At 60.3% G+C, this 15,243-nt stretch carries 13 protein-coding genes; 5 read left to right on the top strand and 8 right to left on the bottom strand.

Annotated features, from left to right (window positions below; genetic code table 11):
* Positions 1 to 10: 10 nt before the first annotated feature.
* The 4 genes from QWE_RS07440 to QWE_RS07425 are packed head-to-tail and all read left to right on the top strand — an operon-like array spanning position 11 to position 5,483.
* Positions 11 to 2,908, top strand: a complete 2,898-nt coding sequence (locus tag QWE_RS07440; RefSeq protein WP_006725490.1) for an FAD-dependent oxidoreductase — start codon at positions 11 to 13, stop codon at positions 2,906 to 2,908.
* Positions 2,905 to 3,633: an amino acid ABC transporter ATP-binding protein gene (locus tag QWE_RS07435; RefSeq protein WP_006725489.1), complete on the top strand. Its 729-nt coding sequence runs from the start codon at positions 2,905 to 2,907 to the stop codon at positions 3,631 to 3,633. The genes QWE_RS07440 and QWE_RS07435 overlap by 4 nt, the downstream gene beginning before the upstream one ends.
* A gap of 9 nt (positions 3,634 to 3,642) precedes the next feature.
* The gene (gene hydA / locus QWE_RS07430; protein WP_040299724.1) at positions 3,643 to 5,070 is read left to right on the top strand and encodes a dihydropyrimidinase; all 1,428 of its coding nucleotides are present in this window, start codon (positions 3,643 to 3,645) and stop codon (positions 5,068 to 5,070) included.
* Positions 5,071 to 5,072: 2 nt separating this feature from the next.
* Positions 5,073 to 5,483: a DUF3830 family protein gene (locus QWE_RS07425; protein ID WP_006725487.1), complete on the top strand. Its 411-nt coding sequence runs from the start codon at positions 5,073 to 5,075 to the stop codon at positions 5,481 to 5,483.
* Positions 5,484 to 5,912: 429 nt separating this feature from the next.
* Here QWE_RS07425 and atzF read toward each other — a convergent pair whose 3' ends face one another.
* From atzF to QWE_RS07385, 8 genes are read right to left on the bottom strand one after another with little or no spacing between them, the layout of a single operon-like run.
* Positions 5,913 to 7,715, bottom strand: a complete 1,803-nt coding sequence (gene atzF, locus QWE_RS07420) for an allophanate hydrolase (RefSeq protein ID WP_006725486.1) — start codon at positions 7,713 to 7,715, stop codon at positions 5,913 to 5,915.
* 17 nt (positions 7,716 to 7,732) lie between these two features.
* On the bottom strand, positions 7,733 to 8,065 hold the full coding sequence (locus QWE_RS07415; protein WP_006725485.1) for a cupin domain-containing protein: 333 nt from the start codon (positions 8,063 to 8,065) through the stop codon (positions 7,733 to 7,735).
* Positions 8,058 to 8,723, bottom strand: a complete 666-nt coding sequence (locus tag QWE_RS07410; RefSeq protein WP_006725484.1) for a cysteine hydrolase family protein — start codon at positions 8,721 to 8,723, stop codon at positions 8,058 to 8,060. Before QWE_RS07410 ends, QWE_RS07415 begins: the two co-directional genes overlap by 8 nt.
* On the bottom strand, positions 8,723 to 10,261 hold the full coding sequence (locus QWE_RS07405) for an ABC transporter ATP-binding protein (protein ID WP_006725483.1): 1,539 nt from the start codon (positions 10,259 to 10,261) through the stop codon (positions 8,723 to 8,725). The genes QWE_RS07410 and QWE_RS07405 overlap by 1 nt, the downstream gene beginning before the upstream one ends.
* Positions 10,258 to 10,935, bottom strand: coding sequence for a biuret amidohydrolase (gene biuH, locus QWE_RS07400; RefSeq protein WP_240532514.1), 678 nt, complete (start codon positions 10,933 to 10,935; stop codon positions 10,258 to 10,260). The genes QWE_RS07405 and biuH overlap by 4 nt, the downstream gene beginning before the upstream one ends.
* Before the next feature lie 37 nt (positions 10,936 to 10,972).
* Positions 10,973 to 11,896, bottom strand: a complete 924-nt coding sequence (locus QWE_RS07395; RefSeq protein ID WP_006725481.1) for an ABC transporter permease — start codon at positions 11,894 to 11,896, stop codon at positions 10,973 to 10,975.
* Positions 11,893 to 12,981: an ABC transporter permease gene (locus tag QWE_RS07390; protein WP_052018110.1), complete on the bottom strand. Its 1,089-nt coding sequence runs from the start codon at positions 12,979 to 12,981 to the stop codon at positions 11,893 to 11,895. Before QWE_RS07390 ends, QWE_RS07395 begins: the two co-directional genes overlap by 4 nt.
* Before the next feature lie 47 nt (positions 12,982 to 13,028).
* Positions 13,029 to 14,153 carry a BMP family ABC transporter substrate-binding protein gene (locus QWE_RS07385; protein WP_006725479.1) on the bottom strand — a complete coding sequence of 375 codons (1,125 nt, stop codon included), beginning with the start codon at positions 14,151 to 14,153 and terminating at the stop codon, positions 13,029 to 13,031.
* Positions 14,154 to 14,311: 158 nt separating this feature from the next.
* Between QWE_RS07385 and QWE_RS07380 the strand changes: the two genes are divergently transcribed.
* Positions 14,312 to 15,220: a LysR family transcriptional regulator gene (locus QWE_RS07380; RefSeq protein ID WP_006725478.1), complete on the top strand. Its 909-nt coding sequence runs from the start codon at positions 14,312 to 14,314 to the stop codon at positions 15,218 to 15,220.
* Positions 15,221 to 15,243: the final 23 nt, after the last annotated feature.

The following is a 15,243-nucleotide window of genomic DNA, read 5'->3' as shown; positions in this document are numbered from 1 at the left end:
GAGCTCCCCGGTGGCAGCCGAACCCTTGAAGGACGACCAAAAGACCCTCTTGATCAACGGTGTAAAACACCGTGTCGAGACGGGCCTTTCTGTGGCCGCTGCGCTGACAAGCATCGGCTGCGCTGATTTTTCGATCGACGCAGCAGGTGCAGGTCGTGGCCTGTTCTGCGGTATGGGCGTATGCAACGAGTGTCTGGTTACCATCGACGGAAAAACGAGCCAGCGATCCTGCATGACGCAGGTTCAGGATGGCATGCGGATCGACTGGCAGGCGTCAAAACCCGATATCGCGGAGCCGGCACTCCAGGACCTGAAGCCCATACCCGAGAACATCCCTCACTTCGACGTGGACGTGATGATCGTTGGTGCTGGCCCAGGCGGTCTCGGAGCTGCCATTTCTGCAGCCGAAGCTGGCGCCCGCGTTACCCTTGTCGACGAAAGACATACGCTTGGGGGACAATTCTACAAGCAGCCAAACACGCCAACTGCCGTGAGCTCTATTGACGGCGATCGCCAGGCTGCCGATGGCCGTGACCTGATCGGTCAAGCCCGTGCGCTCGGCGTAACAATCTTGCCGGGTGTCACTGTATGGGGGGCTGGTCAAGACGGAACTGCGACGGTCATTTCGTGTCTTGGGCCCGATGGCGCATTCTATTGCCGCCCGCGCATGCTGGTTATCGCTACAGGTGCCTATGAGCGTCCCAATGCGGTTCCGGGATGGACCTTGCCAGGCGTGATGACCGCCGGCGCGGCGCAGACGCTTTTGCGCAGCTATGGAACGGTACCTGGAAAACGCATCCTGATCGCTGGCAATGGACCGCTCAACATTCAGGTTGCAGCAGAGATCGTGAAGGCGGGTACTGAAGTCGTCGCTTTGGTGGAGCGGGGTTCTGCTCCTTGGTCGAAACCAATCGAGGCTCTGGCACTGCTCAGGCTTGATCCAGCACTGGCGATCAAAGGAATGCGCGAGCTGGTTCGGCTTGAGCGTGCCGGGGTTGATGTCGCCTGGCAGTCACAAGTCGTGTCGATCACAGGGCATGGCAAGGTCGAAAAGGCGCTCGTCAGGGGGCCAAAGGGCGACACCGAGTTCGAGATCGATACTGTCTTGCTGGGCGGTGATTTTGCTTCATCCAGTGAACTGTCTCGGCTCCTCGGTTGTGCTCATCGCGTCGGGGCCGACGGACAACTTCGCGCTGAATGCGACGGCGAAGGCATGAGCTCCCGGCCCGATGTTTACATCATCGGTGAGGCGCGACGGTTCGCTGGCGCACAGGTTGCCCTGGCCGAGGGTAGACTGGCCGGACGCGCCATTGCCAGAAAGCTCGGCCTCACTGTCCACTCGGCGACATCCCATGAGCGCAAGCTCACTCGCGCAACGTCTTTTCAACAATCCCTCTGGCAGCTCTTTGCGTCTCAAACACCTACTCTCACGGTTCCCGACGATGTTCTTGTATGCCGCTGCGAAAGCGTGCAGATGGGAACCCTCAAGGCAGCTGCCAGACAAGGCCCTCCCGATATTGCAACGCTCAAGCGATTGACGCGTGCGGGCATGGGCCGTTGTCAGGGGCGGTACTGCTCTCCAACACTGACTGCGCTTACGGCACACCCCATCAATGAAACGGTGGGTGTGCTCGCCCCACAAATGCCGCTCAGGCCGCTGCCGCTTGCAGCATTGGCGGTCGAAAAGCCCGAATGGGGTGGCCACAAGCGTGCGCTTCTGCCGGATCGCCCGCCCATCCCACATGGCGCTACTTTGCCTTTGAAGGAAGCAGCGACGGTGGTGATCGGCGGGGGAATTGCAGGTCTATCGACAGCGATGTTCCTCGCCCGGGCCGGCGAAGACGTGATCGTGTTGGAACGTGGATTCCCTGGGGGGCTCGCCTCCGGCGGCAATGCGGGAAGCCTCCACGCGCAGCTTCTCTCCTTTGATCACGGCGCTCGGGCTGAAGCCGGCGGTGGGCCCGCTGCGCAAAGCCTGCCCCTCCAAAAGGATTCTATCGCGCTGTGGCAACGGCTTCAGGATGAGCTTGGTGTCGACTTCGAAATGAAGATCACCGGAGGCTTGATGGTTGCCGAGACGGAAGCGCAGATGCGCTTCCTGGAAGAGAAAACCAGCCTCGAAAGACAGCAAGGCATTGAATGCCATGTGATAGGGCGTGCCGAGCTTAACGCATTGGAGCCCCTGCTATCCACTGACTTGATCGGTGCCGCCTATTGTCCTCAGGAGGGGAAGATCAATCCGCTGGTCGCCACGCGTCACGTTCAGGACGCGGCCGTCGCCGCTGGCGCGCAGATCTTCGACCGTACGGAGGTACAGGCGATTGTTCGGCTTGACGCAGGATTTGAGATCCAGACGTCGCGCGGTACTATAAGGGCCGGCCGGATTATCAATGCTGCTGGTGCCTTTGCATCGCGGATAGGCGCCATGCTTGGCCTGAAGGTGCCTGTCTTTGGTGCGCCGCTTCAAATGGTCGTCACGGAGGCTGCAGCACCTGCGATCTCACATCTTGTGGCTCATGCCGACCGTCATTTGACGTTGAAGCAGGCCGCCAATGGCAACTTCATTATCGGAGGCGGATGGACGGCCGGTCTCGACCCGGTACACAGCCATCCTCGTCCTATCTTCTCCAGTCTCGAAGGCAATCTGTGGGTTGCTCAGCATGTCGTTCCCGGACTGCGCAAACTGCATGTCATCAGAAGCTGGGCTGCGATGAACATCAATATCGACGGTGCACCCATCCTCGGTGAGCATCCAGACATGCCCGGTTTTTTCAACGCAGTGACATCCAACGGCTACACGCTCGGCCCGATCGTCGGACAGATCACTGCAGACTTGGTACGCCGTCGCGATCCAGGTCGAGACCTTTCAGCATTTTCGATTTCTCGCTTCAAAGGAGGGCAGCCATGATCGAGATCAACGGCATCTTCAAATACTATGGCCACCACCCCGTTCTGAAAAATTGCTCGACCAGAGTATCTAAAGGTGAGGTGGTCGTGGTCTGCGGACCATCAGGGTCGGGAAAGTCGACGCTGATCAAATGCGTCAATGCGCTGGAACCAATTCAGAAAGGATCCATCCGCGTCGATGGGATCGAGGTCAATGATCCATCGACCGACCTGCCTGATCTGCGCTCCCGTATAGGTATGGTTTTTCAAAACTTCGAACTCTTTCCGCATTTGACGATTGAAAACAATATCATGCTGGCTCAGCGCATTGTATTGCACCGCACGGAGACCGAGGCCCGAAAATGCGCCATGGATCTTCTGGACCGGGTCGGCATGTCAGGACACGCTCATAAGTATCCTGGTCAGCTGTCAGGCGGCCAGCAGCAGCGCGTGGCGATTGCGCGGGCGCTGGCGATGAATCCGAAAGCCATGCTGTTTGACGAGCCGACCTCAGCGCTTGACCCGGAAATGATCTCAGAGGTTCTCGATGTCATGACAGGTCTTGCGCGTGACGGCATGACGATGATGGTTGTGACACATGAAATGGGTTTTGCGCGAAAGGTCGCAACCCGCGTGGTTTTCATCGATCAGGGCGAAATCGTCGAAGATCTGCCGACGGACGAGTTTTTCGAGAACCACACTAATCCGCGTACTGAGGCCTTCCTCAGCAAGATCCTGCATCACTGAGGCAAGGCAATGAGTGACTTTGACCTAATCATTCGTGGTGGCACGATTGCAACCGCATCGGATGTCTTCAAGGCTGACATAGGGATTCGGGGCGGACGGATTGTTCAGATTGGCGACGGTCTCGCTGGTGCCCGAAAAACCATAGACGCCAATGGCAAGTTTGTCCTGCCTGGCGGCATCGATAGCCACGTCCACATGGCCCAGCCCTCAGGCGAAGGGATCGTCATGGCTGATGGTTTCGAGAGCGGAACGCTGTCGGCGCTGTTTGGCGGAAACACGACCGTCATGCCCTTTTGCCTTCAGGAAAAAGGGCGTCCTCTGCGCGAGGCTCTGAATGCCTATCACCAGCTCGCAGACGGGAATTGCTATACGGATGTGAGCTTTCACCTGATCGTCAGCGATGCGACCGAAAGCCTGATCGGGCAAGAGCTTCGAGCCCTTGCGGCCGATGGCTATGCGTCCTTCAAGGTGTTCATGACCTACGAGGATCTTCGCCTGAGCGATGCTGACATTCTCAAGACCCTCGATGTTGCCAGAGAAACCGGTGCGACGGTCATGGTTCATTGCGAGAATGAGGATGCGATCCGCTTTCTGATCGATCGTCATGAGAAGGCGGGGATTGTTTCCCCTCACGCTCATGCCTCCACCAGACCGGTTGCCGTTGAGCGCGAAGCCACACATCGGGCGTTGACGCTTGCCGAAATTGTGGATGTTCCCATCGTTATCGTTCACGTCTCCAACGGTGAGGCAATGGACGAGATTGCACGGGCGCGCGCCAGAGGCGTGAAAGTGGTCGGAGAAACATGTCCGCAGTATCTGATGCTGACTGCCGATGATCTTGAGGGGATGGATTGGGAAGGTGCCAAGTTCGTCTGCTCACCGCCTCCTCGTGACAAGGCTGCACAAGACGCTTGCTGGCTCGGCATAGAAACGGGGGCCTTCGACCTCTTTTCCTCCGATCATTGCCCCTTCCGCTACGACGATGCGCAAGGCAAGCGTAATCCGAAGGGATTGAAGAGTTTTCGCCATATTCCAAACGGCATTCCCGGGGTTGAGACAAGGCTTCCCATCTTGTTTTCGGAAGGCGTGATGAAGGGTCGGATTGATCTTCCCCGCTTCGTAGCCCTGTCGGCCACCAATCACGCAAAGACCTATGGCCTCTACCCTCAAAAGGGCACGATTGCGATCGGAGCCGATGCGGATCTCGCAATTTGGGACCCGGTGCAGCGACGGCATATACGGCATGCCGATCTTCACGACGCAGCCGACTATTCGCCATACGAGGGCCTTGAGGTCACCGGTTGGCCAACCACCGTCATTCTATCCGGCCAGGTGATGGTCGAAGACGGGGTTCTCGTCGGTGAGAAAGGTGCCGGAACATACCGTTCGGCAAAGACCCGCCCACCAATCGACAGCATGAACATGAAGGAGATCTGATCATGAAACTGAAAGTTACCGCCGGCCCCTTCGTCTTTGACGCAGTGCTCGAAACCGAGAAAGCGCCAGAGACTTGCAAGGCCTTCATGGAGCGCTTGCCATTTGACGGACAGATCGTCCACGTTCGCTGGTCGGGAGAAGGCGTCTGGATCCCGCTTGGCGATTACAACTTCGGTGTCGGCTACGAGAACCATACGAGTCATCCTGCTCCAGGCCATATCATTCTCTATCCAGGCGGTATCAGTGAAACCGAGATCCTGCTCGCCTATGGCGGTGTCGATTTCTCATCGAAGATGGGCCAGCTCGCTGGCAATCACTTCATCACGCTGACGTCCAACCTCGACAAGCTTCCCGAGCTTGGCAACAAAACACTATGGGAAGGTGCACAGCCAATCCGGTTTGAACTGGCTTGATGGGAGACTGTGCTGGGAGACGTGTTAATGCCTTGCGCCTCCCGCACCCTGACCGAAGGCAGGGCAGGGGGCGCCACATGTGGTGGCTCCTGCGGCCAAGCCTCTGAGCTCTTAAGAGCACTGGCCGTTGCTCACTTGACCGTCTCAGGCATTGCGTGATCGGTCCGGCTTTCTCGAACCTTATCTGAATGGCCTTCGATGGAGCGAGGGTCCGTATTCCGAACAGCATCCAGGGTTGTCTTGTCTATCCTTCACCGCATGCCCGCACGTGGGCGGTCGCTCTTTATGGCTATGGACTGGGCGCCATGCCAACAGAAGTTAGTGCGTTGTCGGCCCGCTTATTGCGCTCACAGCCTTCCTTAAGGGGCCATGATGGCGGTCGAGTGTTGTTCCGGTGAGGTCGCTGCGGTTTAGGCTAGGATCATGACCCTAGCTGTACGCTGCGGCCAGAAAGGCGCGCCAGCCGCCGAGGTCTGTGATATCCTCGGCGCCCGAGAGCCCGGCCGGTTCACAGAGAAAGCCCTTGACGGCAGATCCGTCATCAAGCCTGACGGTCCCGATCGAGAGCGGTGAGGGGACGCCCGTCATGAAGGTGCCGAAGTGATCGAGGGGAAGCGCCCAGACCTCAAGTGCAATCGCCTGTCCACCTTCGTTCACCCTGACAAGCCCCGGCCGCTGAGGCGGTCCGCCAGCAAGTGCGTAAAGATGGTATTCGGCGGCGGTTCGGCGCTGCGCAAGAAAGCGGCCACCAAGACGTGTGATCTCGCCATTAAGCGGTAGGCCGCGCATATGAGCGCCGACCAGTGCGATTGCAATCTCGGCTGGGCCGGCTGCCGGGGCGAGGGCCTCGATTGGCTCGAGCTCCCAGTCTGTGGAACCAAGTGGAGGGGAAGCTTCAGCCTGCAGGCTGGCCGCCACGCCGGCGATGCGGCCATCCAGCGCGGCAGCACCCAGCAGGGTCACGTTTCCAGGACGTCCATCGGTGCGTGCCGCGACCGGCACGGCGATCCCGCAAAGATCCAGCAGGTTGACGAAATTTGTATAGGTGCCGAGCTTGGAATTTGGCCCCACGGGATCCTGTTCCAGATCATTCACGCTGAAGAAGCACGGAATGGTGGGGACACAAAGAAGATCGGCAGCGCCGATCAATGGTGCGGCTTTGCGCTTGAGATCAGCAAGCCGGTAGATGTCGCGGAAGGCATCTGCCGCCGTCAGGGTTTCGGCGCGTCCGATAATCCTGCGGGTCACTGGAAAGAGTGCGTCGGGCGTGGTGCGGAACACCTCTTCGATGGCTGCATAACGCTCCGCTACCCATGCTCCCTCGTAGAGCAGCTCGGCAATGCGATAAAGCGGTGTGAAATCGAGCGGCACGATGCGGTGCCCCTTGGCCTCAAGAACAGCAAGCGTCGCCTCGAACGACACCTCCTGTTCAACGTCGCCGAAGAACCGGCGTGATGCGGCATCGGGAACGCCGATGCTGAAGCCCGCCCCCGGGGTTTCCAGGAAGGGTGCCGCAACATCGCGCGAATAGGCGTCGGCCTGGTCATATCCGGCAGCTGCAGCGTAAGCAGCGAATGCGTCTGTGACCGACAGGGCGAAGATCGAGATGGTGTCAAGCGTGCGGCATGCCGGAACCATGCCGGTGGCCGATAGCGTGCCGAGCGTCGGCTTCAGCCCGACAATATTGTTGAGCGCCGCGGGCACGCGGCCGGAGCCGGCCGTATCCGTCCCAAGTGCGAACGGCACAATGCCACGCGCTACAGCCACGGCCGAGCCGCTGCTCGACCCACCCGGCACGATGGACGGATCAATGGCGTTCCTGGGGATCGTATAGGGGGAACGTATACCAACCAGGCCGGTCGCGAACTGATCGAGATTAGTCTTGCCGATCGGCAGAGCGCCGGCGGCTTTCAGTTTTGCCACCACAAAGGCGTCAGCCGTTGCGGCATACTCGAAGTCCGGGCAGGCGCAGGTGGTCGGCATGCCCGCGACATTGATGTTGTCCTTTACTGCGAAGGGAATTCCATAGAGCGGGCGTTCTTGATCGTAGGGGCCAAGCTCTGCGGCAGCGGACAGAATTGTCTCTTTCGGTGCCAGGTGGATGAAGATTCCTGGATCGTCAGCCTCTTCAATGCGCCGGTAGACTTCCTCAATCACAGCCATTGGGCTGAGGCCTGCGGCATAGGCGGTGTGCAACTGCTTGAGGGTGAAGGGCATGGTCATCATGTTCATGACGTCACTTTCAGATGTCAGAGGATTTCGACCGGCTTCGTCCACTGGATGAGGACGACGCAGCCTTCTGCCGAGGAGACGGAATGCACGGTGCCTTCGGGATTGGCGACAAGCGAACCTGGCCCGTAATGGCCGTTTTCGTCGCTTTGCGAGCCCTCCAGTATCAGAATGGTTTCCAGCCCCGTATGCCGGTGCTGCGGCACGCTGGCGCCCGGCGCATAGCGCAAGAGCGCCAGTTCCGGTTCACCCTGGATGAGACGGCAGATCTCCACGCCATCGCGAAAATGTTCGAAGGGGGCTTCCTTCCAGCGGCTCGCCAAGAACTGTGCCATATGCAGGGTCTCACGCATCGAGGGCCTCGACAATCTGGTCCACCGTCGCCGCCCAGCCGACGATCGCGCCTTGTGCGGTCATCATGTCGATGGCGGCCTTCTTGAATTCTGGGAAATAGCTTTCGGTCGCGTCGGTTGCGAGCAGGCACTCATAGCCCCGGTCGTTTGCCTCGCGCATGGTGGTCTGCACGCAGACCTCCGTGGTCACGCCGGCAAAGACGAGTTGCGAGATACCCTTCTCCTGCAGGATATCGCCAAGAGGGGTTGCGTAGAACGCGCCCTTGCCGGGCTTGTCGATGACAGTCTCGCCAGGCAGCGGCGCAAGGGCCGCGACGATGTCGGCCCCGTCCTCGCCGGCAATCAGGATACGACCCATCGGACCGGGATCGCCGATGCGCAAGGATGGCTTTCCACGCGCTCGCTTGGCAGGCGGGCAGTCCAAGAGGTCTGGCGCATGGCATTCGCGCGTGTGGATCACCGGCAGGCCGGCACGCCGAAAACCGTCAATCAGCCGCGCGGTGGCAGGGATGATCGCCTGCAGCAGCGTGACGTCATTGCCAAGCGTGGCGCCGAAGCCGCCCGGCTCGATGAAGTCGCGCTGCATGTCGATGACGACCAAAGCGATCTTTTCCGGTGTGATCGTGATGTCGAAGGGGCGTGCCTTGATAACTGCCATCAGTGATGTCCTGCCATATGTCTTCCAATTTCCCCGATATCGGCTCCGTCAGCTTGCGTCTCAAAGACGATTGCGCCTTCCGACATGACAAGGATGCGGTCAGAGAGTTCGAGGATCTCGTCGAGATCCTCGCTGATCAGCAAGACGGCAGCACCCCCATTGCGCGCCGCCATGATGCGCGCGCGGATTTCCGCCACGGCCGAGAAATCAAGACCGAAGCAGGGATTGGCCATCAACAGCAGGTCTACCGTCCCGTTCAGCTCGCGCGCCAGCACGGCACGCTGAACATTACCGCCGGAAAGAGATGCTATTGGCGTCTCCAGAGACGCAGTCTTGACTTTGTAGTCGCCGATCAACCGGGCTGCCAGAGCGGCCATGCGGCGCCGATCCAGCCAGAATTTGCGTTTGTCTGTTGCGTAATCGAAATCGCGAAAGAAGATGTTCTCGGCAACGCTCATCTTAGGCGCGCAGGCATTGCGCAAGGGCTCTTCCGGCAGCGTGCGCACATTCAAAGCCCGCATCTCGCTACGGCTGGCCCGAAACGGCGTGCCACAGACCTGTACAATTCCCGCAGACAGCTGCCGCTGCCCCGACAGGATCTCCATCAGTTCCATCTGTCCGTTTCCGGAAATGCCGGCAATGCCGACGACTTCCCCAGCTCGCACCGCGAGGTGATCGATGCTGATCGTCTTGAGGCCCGATCGATCCGGCGCCTTGGCGCTGGAGACGGTCAACACCGGCGCGCCGTTCATCGGGACGCGGGCAGCAGGACGCATCAGTTCCTTTTCGCCGATCATCATCGCCGCCATCTCTGCAGTCGTAAGGTCAGCCACCTTGCCACCCCCCACATGCTCTCCGCGGCGCAACACCGAGACTGCGTCGGCAAAGGCTGTCACCTCGCGGAACTTGTGCGAAATCATAAGGCAGGTGAGTTCGCCAGCGGTGGTCAGGCCGCGCACCATGCCGAGCAGCTCGTCGGCCTCCGAAGGGGTCAACACCGAGGTCGGCTCGTCCAGAATGAGAAATCGGCGCCCGAGATAAAGCTGCTTCAAGAGTTCCAGCTTCTGCTTTTCGCCCGCCGCGAGCCGTCCGACAGGCACGTCCAGCGGAACGGTAAAGGGCATTCTTTCCATGAAAGCGGCAAGGTCGGTGCGCTCCTTGCCCCAGTCGATGCGGGCCGGCACATCCGCGCGGCTGATTACCAGGTTCTCTGCCGCCGTCAGTGAGGGCACAAGCGTAAAATGTTGGTAGACCATGCCGAGGCCGAGCTCATGAGCGTCACGCGGGTCTCTGACCTGCACCTCACGGTCGGCAACCATCATCTGGCCAACTGTCGGTCGGTAAAAGCCCATCATGCATTTGACGAGGGTCGACTTGCCTGCTCCGTTTTCGCCGAGCAGGACATGGAAGGAGCCCGCTTTGACCTTCAGCGAGACGTCTTTCAGCGCTGTGAACGATCCAAACCGCATCGTCATGCCGACCGTTTCCACACCGATGGCGCGCGTCAGTGCCTTGGCTTGCTGAGCGTTGGTGCTCATGGCAGTGCCTCGACAAACTTGCCACTGTCGGAAACCGAGCCGAAAACGCCGCCCTGCATCTTCACCATCTTGATCGCAGCCGCATGGTTGCCGGGGTCGGTGGCAGCGCAACAGTCTTCGAGGAGCAGGCATTCAAAGCCGCGATCGTTCGCCTCGCGCATGGTGGTATGCACGCAGACATCAGTGGTGATCCCCGAGAGCACTATGTTTTCGATACCGCGGGTGCGCAGGAGAAGCTCGAGGTCGGTGGCGCAGAAGGAGCCCTTGCCCGGTTTGTCTATGACAGGCTCACCGTCCATGGGTTTCAGTTCGTCGATGATCTCCCAGCCTGGCTCGCCGCGCACCAGGATGCGCCCGCAGGGACCAGCATCGCCAATACCGGCGCCGATCTGTTGTGACCGCCAGCGCTTGTTCCCAGGCAGGTCGGAAAGGTCCGGCCGGTGACCCTCGCGGGTGTGTATGACGTGGTAGCCCTTGTCACGCATGGCTTGAAGCACGGCCTTGATCGGCTCGATCGGCGCTCTGGTGAGCCCGATATCATAGCCCATTTTGTCGACATAGCCGCCTGGCCCGCAGAAATCCGTCTGCATGTCGATGATGATCAGGGCCGTATTGTCCGGTCGCAGATCTCCATTATAGGGCCAGAGATAGGGATCGGCCTGAATGGTGGTCATCACGGTCTCCATTCGCTTGCCGCTGCTGCGGCACTGTTTACTTGACTATGCTGAGTTCGCCGGGTGCAGACGGCATGGCGCGGGTGCGCGAGCTGGTCGCGACCAGTAGTCCCAGGGTGAGCACATAAGGAGCGGCATAAAAGAGATAGTAGCCGCTCGTGATGCCGACGGACTGCAACGCCGGACCGAGCGCGCCGGCGCCGCCAAACAGCAGTGAGGCATAGAGGCAGTTGACCGGATTCCAGCGGGCGAAGATCACCAGTGCCACCGCCATCAGCCCCTGGCCGGAGGAGATCCCTTCGTTCCAGCTTCCGGGATAGTAGAGCGAGAGATAGGCGCCACCGACACCGGCAAGCGCACCGCCGGCCGCTGTGCTCCAGAGCCGCACCCGGTTGACGTCGATGCCAAGGGCACGCGCCGCATCGGCGCTGTCGCCGGTCACGCGGATCGTCAGCCCGACGCGGGTGTTCTTCAACATCCAGGCCGTGGCGAATGCGAGTACGATGCCCACAAGGAACAGCACATTGACATTCAATGCGGCCTGCACCTGCGGCAGGCTTGACCAGAAACCGAGCGGGATGGCCGGCAGGTCCGGTGCAACTGGCTGCACGTAAGGCTTGCCGAACAAGAAGGCGAGGCCCGTGCCGAAGATCATCAGCGCTATTCCGATGGCGATGTCGTTGACGCGCGGCAGGCGGCAGAGCCAGCCGTGCAGCAGGCCGAACAGCAGGCCGGAGAAGGCGGCGGCCAAGGTGCCGAGCCAGGGCGATCCCGTGTGATAGGCGACCGCATATCCACTCATGGCGCCGAAGACCAGAGTGCCCTCAAGCCCAAGATTGATACGCCCCGACCGTTCCGTCAGGCACTCCCCGATGGAGACGAATATGAAGGGCGTGGAGACACGGATTGCACCGCCAAGGATTGCAAGGGGTACTCCCCACAGGCCGATCTCGTCGGTCATTTCTGCCTCCGCTCGAAGAATGTGAGGAAGCGGACGCGACCCTGCAGCGTGTCGGTCAAGAGGATGGCGATGAAGACCATGCCCTCCAGAACGAGCACAGTCGCATCGGGCAGGTCCATGCGCCTCTGTATAAGCCCGCTCGACGCCTCGATGCCGGCAAACAGAATGGCGGCCGGGATGATGGCGAGCGCGTTGTGGCGGGCGAGAAAGGCAATGAGGATGCCGGTGTAGCCGTAGCCCGCCGCAAGCGAGGCGTTTGCCGAGCCGTGGATCGCGGCGACCTCGACCATGCCGGCCAGCCCTGCGAAGGCGCCGCCAAGCGCCGTGAAGCCGATGGCGAGGGTGCCCGCCGGAAGTCCCTGGATTTCTGCCGCGCGCACGTTGCCTCCAACGATGCGTGCTGCAAAACCGATGGTGGTCCGCTCAATCAGTACCCAGGCGAGGATACAGGCGAGAATGCCCAGGGCAAGCCCCCAGTGGACGCCGATGCCTGGCATCTCGCCGATGCGCCAGGCTTCGGGCAGCGGTGCGGTGGAGGGCTTGTTGAGGCTTGCTGGATCACGAAAAGGCCCCTCGATCAGGTGGTTCATCACGGCAATTGCGATATAGGCCATCAGCAGGCTTGAGATGGTCTCATTCACGCCGCGCAGATGGCGAAGCGCACCGACAGTGCCAATCCAGAAGCCACCGACCGCCATGCCGGCAATGGCCATGAGACCAATGCCGATGACAGCCGGAAGGCCCGGCATCAGCATGGCGACGGCGCCTGCCGCGACGCCCCCAAGCACGATCGCACCTTCGCCACCAATGATGACGAGCCCGAGACGGGCCGGCAGTGCAACGCAGAGCGCAGCCAGCAGAAGCGGGGCTGCACGCGTCAGGGTGTTTGTCCAAGAGAAGGCGGTGCCGAAGCCCGCCTTAAAGACGAGCCCGTAGAACTCAGTCGGTGACTTGCCGAGCAGAAGCAGGAAGATCGCGAAAGCCAGGATCCCAGCAAGCACGGCTGCCAGCGGCAGTAGGACTGCTTCGATGCGGCGGGCACCGGCCTCGTCAAGGAAGCCGGTCCGCCCGGAAAGTGATGCCATCTGATAGACCTGCAGGCTCATTATATGGCCTCCTGTTCTCGGTTCTGTCAGGAGGTGGAGCCAACGACGCCCTCCACGAGGTAGTCCATGCTCTCGAGCGCAACATCGGTCTCGGCCAGAGCCTGGCCGGCAGTTGCGACCACATTGCCCCTATTGTCTTTGAGGGGGCCGGTGATGGCGGCGAAACCGCCCTTCATGATCTCGGCCTGGACGGTCTCGAAGCGGTTTCGCGCCTCCTCGGTCACGGCCGGTCCGAGCGGGCTCATCTTGATGAAGCCGTCTGCCAGGCCACCGCGGACGAAATTGTCGATCTGGCCGCCCGCAAGTGTCGTCTTGACCATGTCGGTATAGACCTTGGCCCAGTTCCACTCCGCTCCGGTCAGATACTTCTCCGGTGCAAGTGCGCTCTGGTTCGCGTGATAGCCACACAGATACATCCCGCGACCAGCCCCGGTCTCCATCACCACTTTCGGGCCGTCCACATGGCAGGTGATGACATCAACGCCCTGGTCGGCAAGCGCATTGGTGGCCTCTGCCTCCTTTACCGCCAGCGACCATTCGCCGGTGAAAATGACCTGGCAAGTGATCGACGGATCCACTGCACGCGCGCCGAGCAGGAAGGAATTGATATTCAACAGCACCTGCGGAATGGGCTTTGCAGCCACGAAACCTATCTTCTTCGACTTCGTGGCATAGCCGGCCGCTATGCCGTTCAGATACTGGCCCATGCCGATATAGCCGAAATAGGAGCCGACATTTTTCGGTTTGTCCGGAGTCCAGAGGCCGCCGCAATGCTGGAAGCGCACCTCCGGGTTCTTCGGCGCCAGAGCCAGGATGTGGGGATCGAAGTAACCGAAGGATGTCGGGAACAGGAGTGTCGCGCCATCAAAGCTGATCATGCTCTCCATGGTCTTTTGCACATCGACCGTTTCGGGAACCTGCTCCTCCTCGATAACGGTCACGCCCTCCATGGCCTTGACGGCGGCTGCGCCCTCGGCATGTGACTGATTGTAGCCGAAATCGTCCTTCGGTCCGACATAGACGAAACCAACGGTAAGATTTGCCGCATGCGCCATGCCGGCCGGCAACAAACCCGAAAGGGCAGCAGCACCGGCGAGACTGGCTGAGTTCATCAGAAACTGGCGACGATTGGGCATCAGGATCCTGGACATGTGAACGTTCCCCGCTGTGTTCGTTGAGCCGACATTGCCCGGGTTCAATGGGTGCGTCTGGCTTTCGATGGCAGTAATCCAGATGGACGCGCTTCTGTCTTGTGCTATGTTTTGGCCGGCCTGCTGCAAAAAATGCAGCAGCGTACGCAAGGGCTTTCATGCGCTACCTGGCTTCCATTCGCTACATCGATGCTGTGGTGAAGGCTGGCTCTATCCGGGCCGCAGCCGATACGCTCGCCATCACGTCGACGGCGCTCAACCGACGCATTCTCGCCATGGAGGAGGAGCTCGGCGTGCCGATCTTCGAACGCTTGGCCCATGGCGTACGCTTGTCGGCCGCCGGAGAGATCTATATCCACCACATTCGCAATCAGCTCTCGGACATGGAGCGGGTGCGTTCGCAGATTGCCGATCTTTCTGGCGTACGGCGCGGCCATGTGTCGATTGCCTGTAGCCAAGCGCTCTTGCCTTACTTCTTGCCGCGCCAGATCGCGCTCTATCGCAAGGAGCATCCGAATGTCACTTTCGGCGTCCATCTGCGGGACCGTGAGGCGGCCGAACAGGCGCTCGTCGATCACAGCGCTGATCTGGCCATCGTCTTCGAGCCTGTGCGTCTCACGGATTTCATGACGCTCATCCGTGTCCGCCAGCCGCTGCATGTCGTCATGTCTCCCGACCATCCGCTGGCAGCGAGGCCGACGGTCAGGCTATCTGATTGTGTCGATTACCCGATTGCGCTCCCGACGACTGCCTATGGCGTACGCCACCTGCTCGACATCGCCATGCGCATTGCCGGCGTACGCCTCGACCCGGTCATCCAGTCCGATAATTTCGAGTTCCTGCGCAATCACGCTGTGATAGAGAACATCATAACCTTCCAGATCCCCATCGGTCTGTCGGACCAGACCTCAACGGGCCGCATGGTCTCACGCCCGCTCGATGGACGCGACGTGCCCGCCGGCATCCTCTATCTTGGGCAGTTGAAGGGCCGCACCTTGCCAGTAGCTGCCGCCCGTTTTGCCTCGCAACTGACCAATGGTCTCGCCAGCCAGTTCGAAGTCTCTTGAAGCCCTGACGAGATCGCCCCAGA

Source organism: Agrobacterium albertimagni AOL15 (assembly GCF_000300855.1).
GTDB lineage: Bacteria > Pseudomonadota > Alphaproteobacteria > Rhizobiales > Rhizobiaceae > Allorhizobium > Allorhizobium albertimagni.
This window is presented reverse-complemented; position numbering and strand designations above follow the sequence as displayed.

Excerpts from the sequence above, each read along its gene's own strand:
- QWE_RS07435 (WP_006725489.1), top strand. The coding sequence starts at position 2,905 with ATGATCGAGATCAACGGCATCTTCAAATACTATGGCCACCACCCCGTT.
- hydA (WP_040299724.1), top strand. The coding sequence starts at position 3,643 with ATGAGTGACTTTGACCTAATCATTCGTGGTGGCACGATTGCAACCGCA.
- QWE_RS07425 (WP_006725487.1), top strand. The coding sequence starts at position 5,073 with ATGAAACTGAAAGTTACCGCCGGCCCCTTCGTCTTTGACGCAGTGCTC.
- atzF (WP_006725486.1), bottom strand. The coding sequence starts at position 7,715 with ATGAACATGATGACCATGCCCTTCACCCTCAAGCAGTTGCACACCGCC.
- QWE_RS07415 (WP_006725485.1), bottom strand. The coding sequence starts at position 8,065 with ATGCGTGAGACCCTGCATATGGCACAGTTCTTGGCGAGCCGCTGGAAG.
- QWE_RS07410 (WP_006725484.1), bottom strand. The coding sequence starts at position 8,723 with ATGGCAGTTATCAAGGCACGCCCCTTCGACATCACGATCACACCGGAA.
- QWE_RS07405 (WP_006725483.1), bottom strand. The coding sequence starts at position 10,261 with ATGAGCACCAACGCTCAGCAAGCCAAGGCACTGACGCGCGCCATCGGT.
- biuH (WP_240532514.1), bottom strand. The coding sequence starts at position 10,935 with ATGACCACCATTCAGGCCGATCCCTATCTCTGGCCCTATAATGGAGAT.
- QWE_RS07395 (WP_006725481.1), bottom strand. The coding sequence starts at position 11,896 with ATGACCGACGAGATCGGCCTGTGGGGAGTACCCCTTGCAATCCTTGGC.
- QWE_RS07390 (WP_052018110.1), bottom strand. The coding sequence starts at position 12,981 with ATGGCATCACTTTCCGGGCGGACCGGCTTCCTTGACGAGGCCGGTGCC.
- QWE_RS07385 (WP_006725479.1), bottom strand. The coding sequence starts at position 14,153 with ATGTCCAGGATCCTGATGCCCAATCGTCGCCAGTTTCTGATGAACTCA.
- QWE_RS07380 (WP_006725478.1), top strand. The coding sequence starts at position 14,312 with ATGCGCTACCTGGCTTCCATTCGCTACATCGATGCTGTGGTGAAGGCT.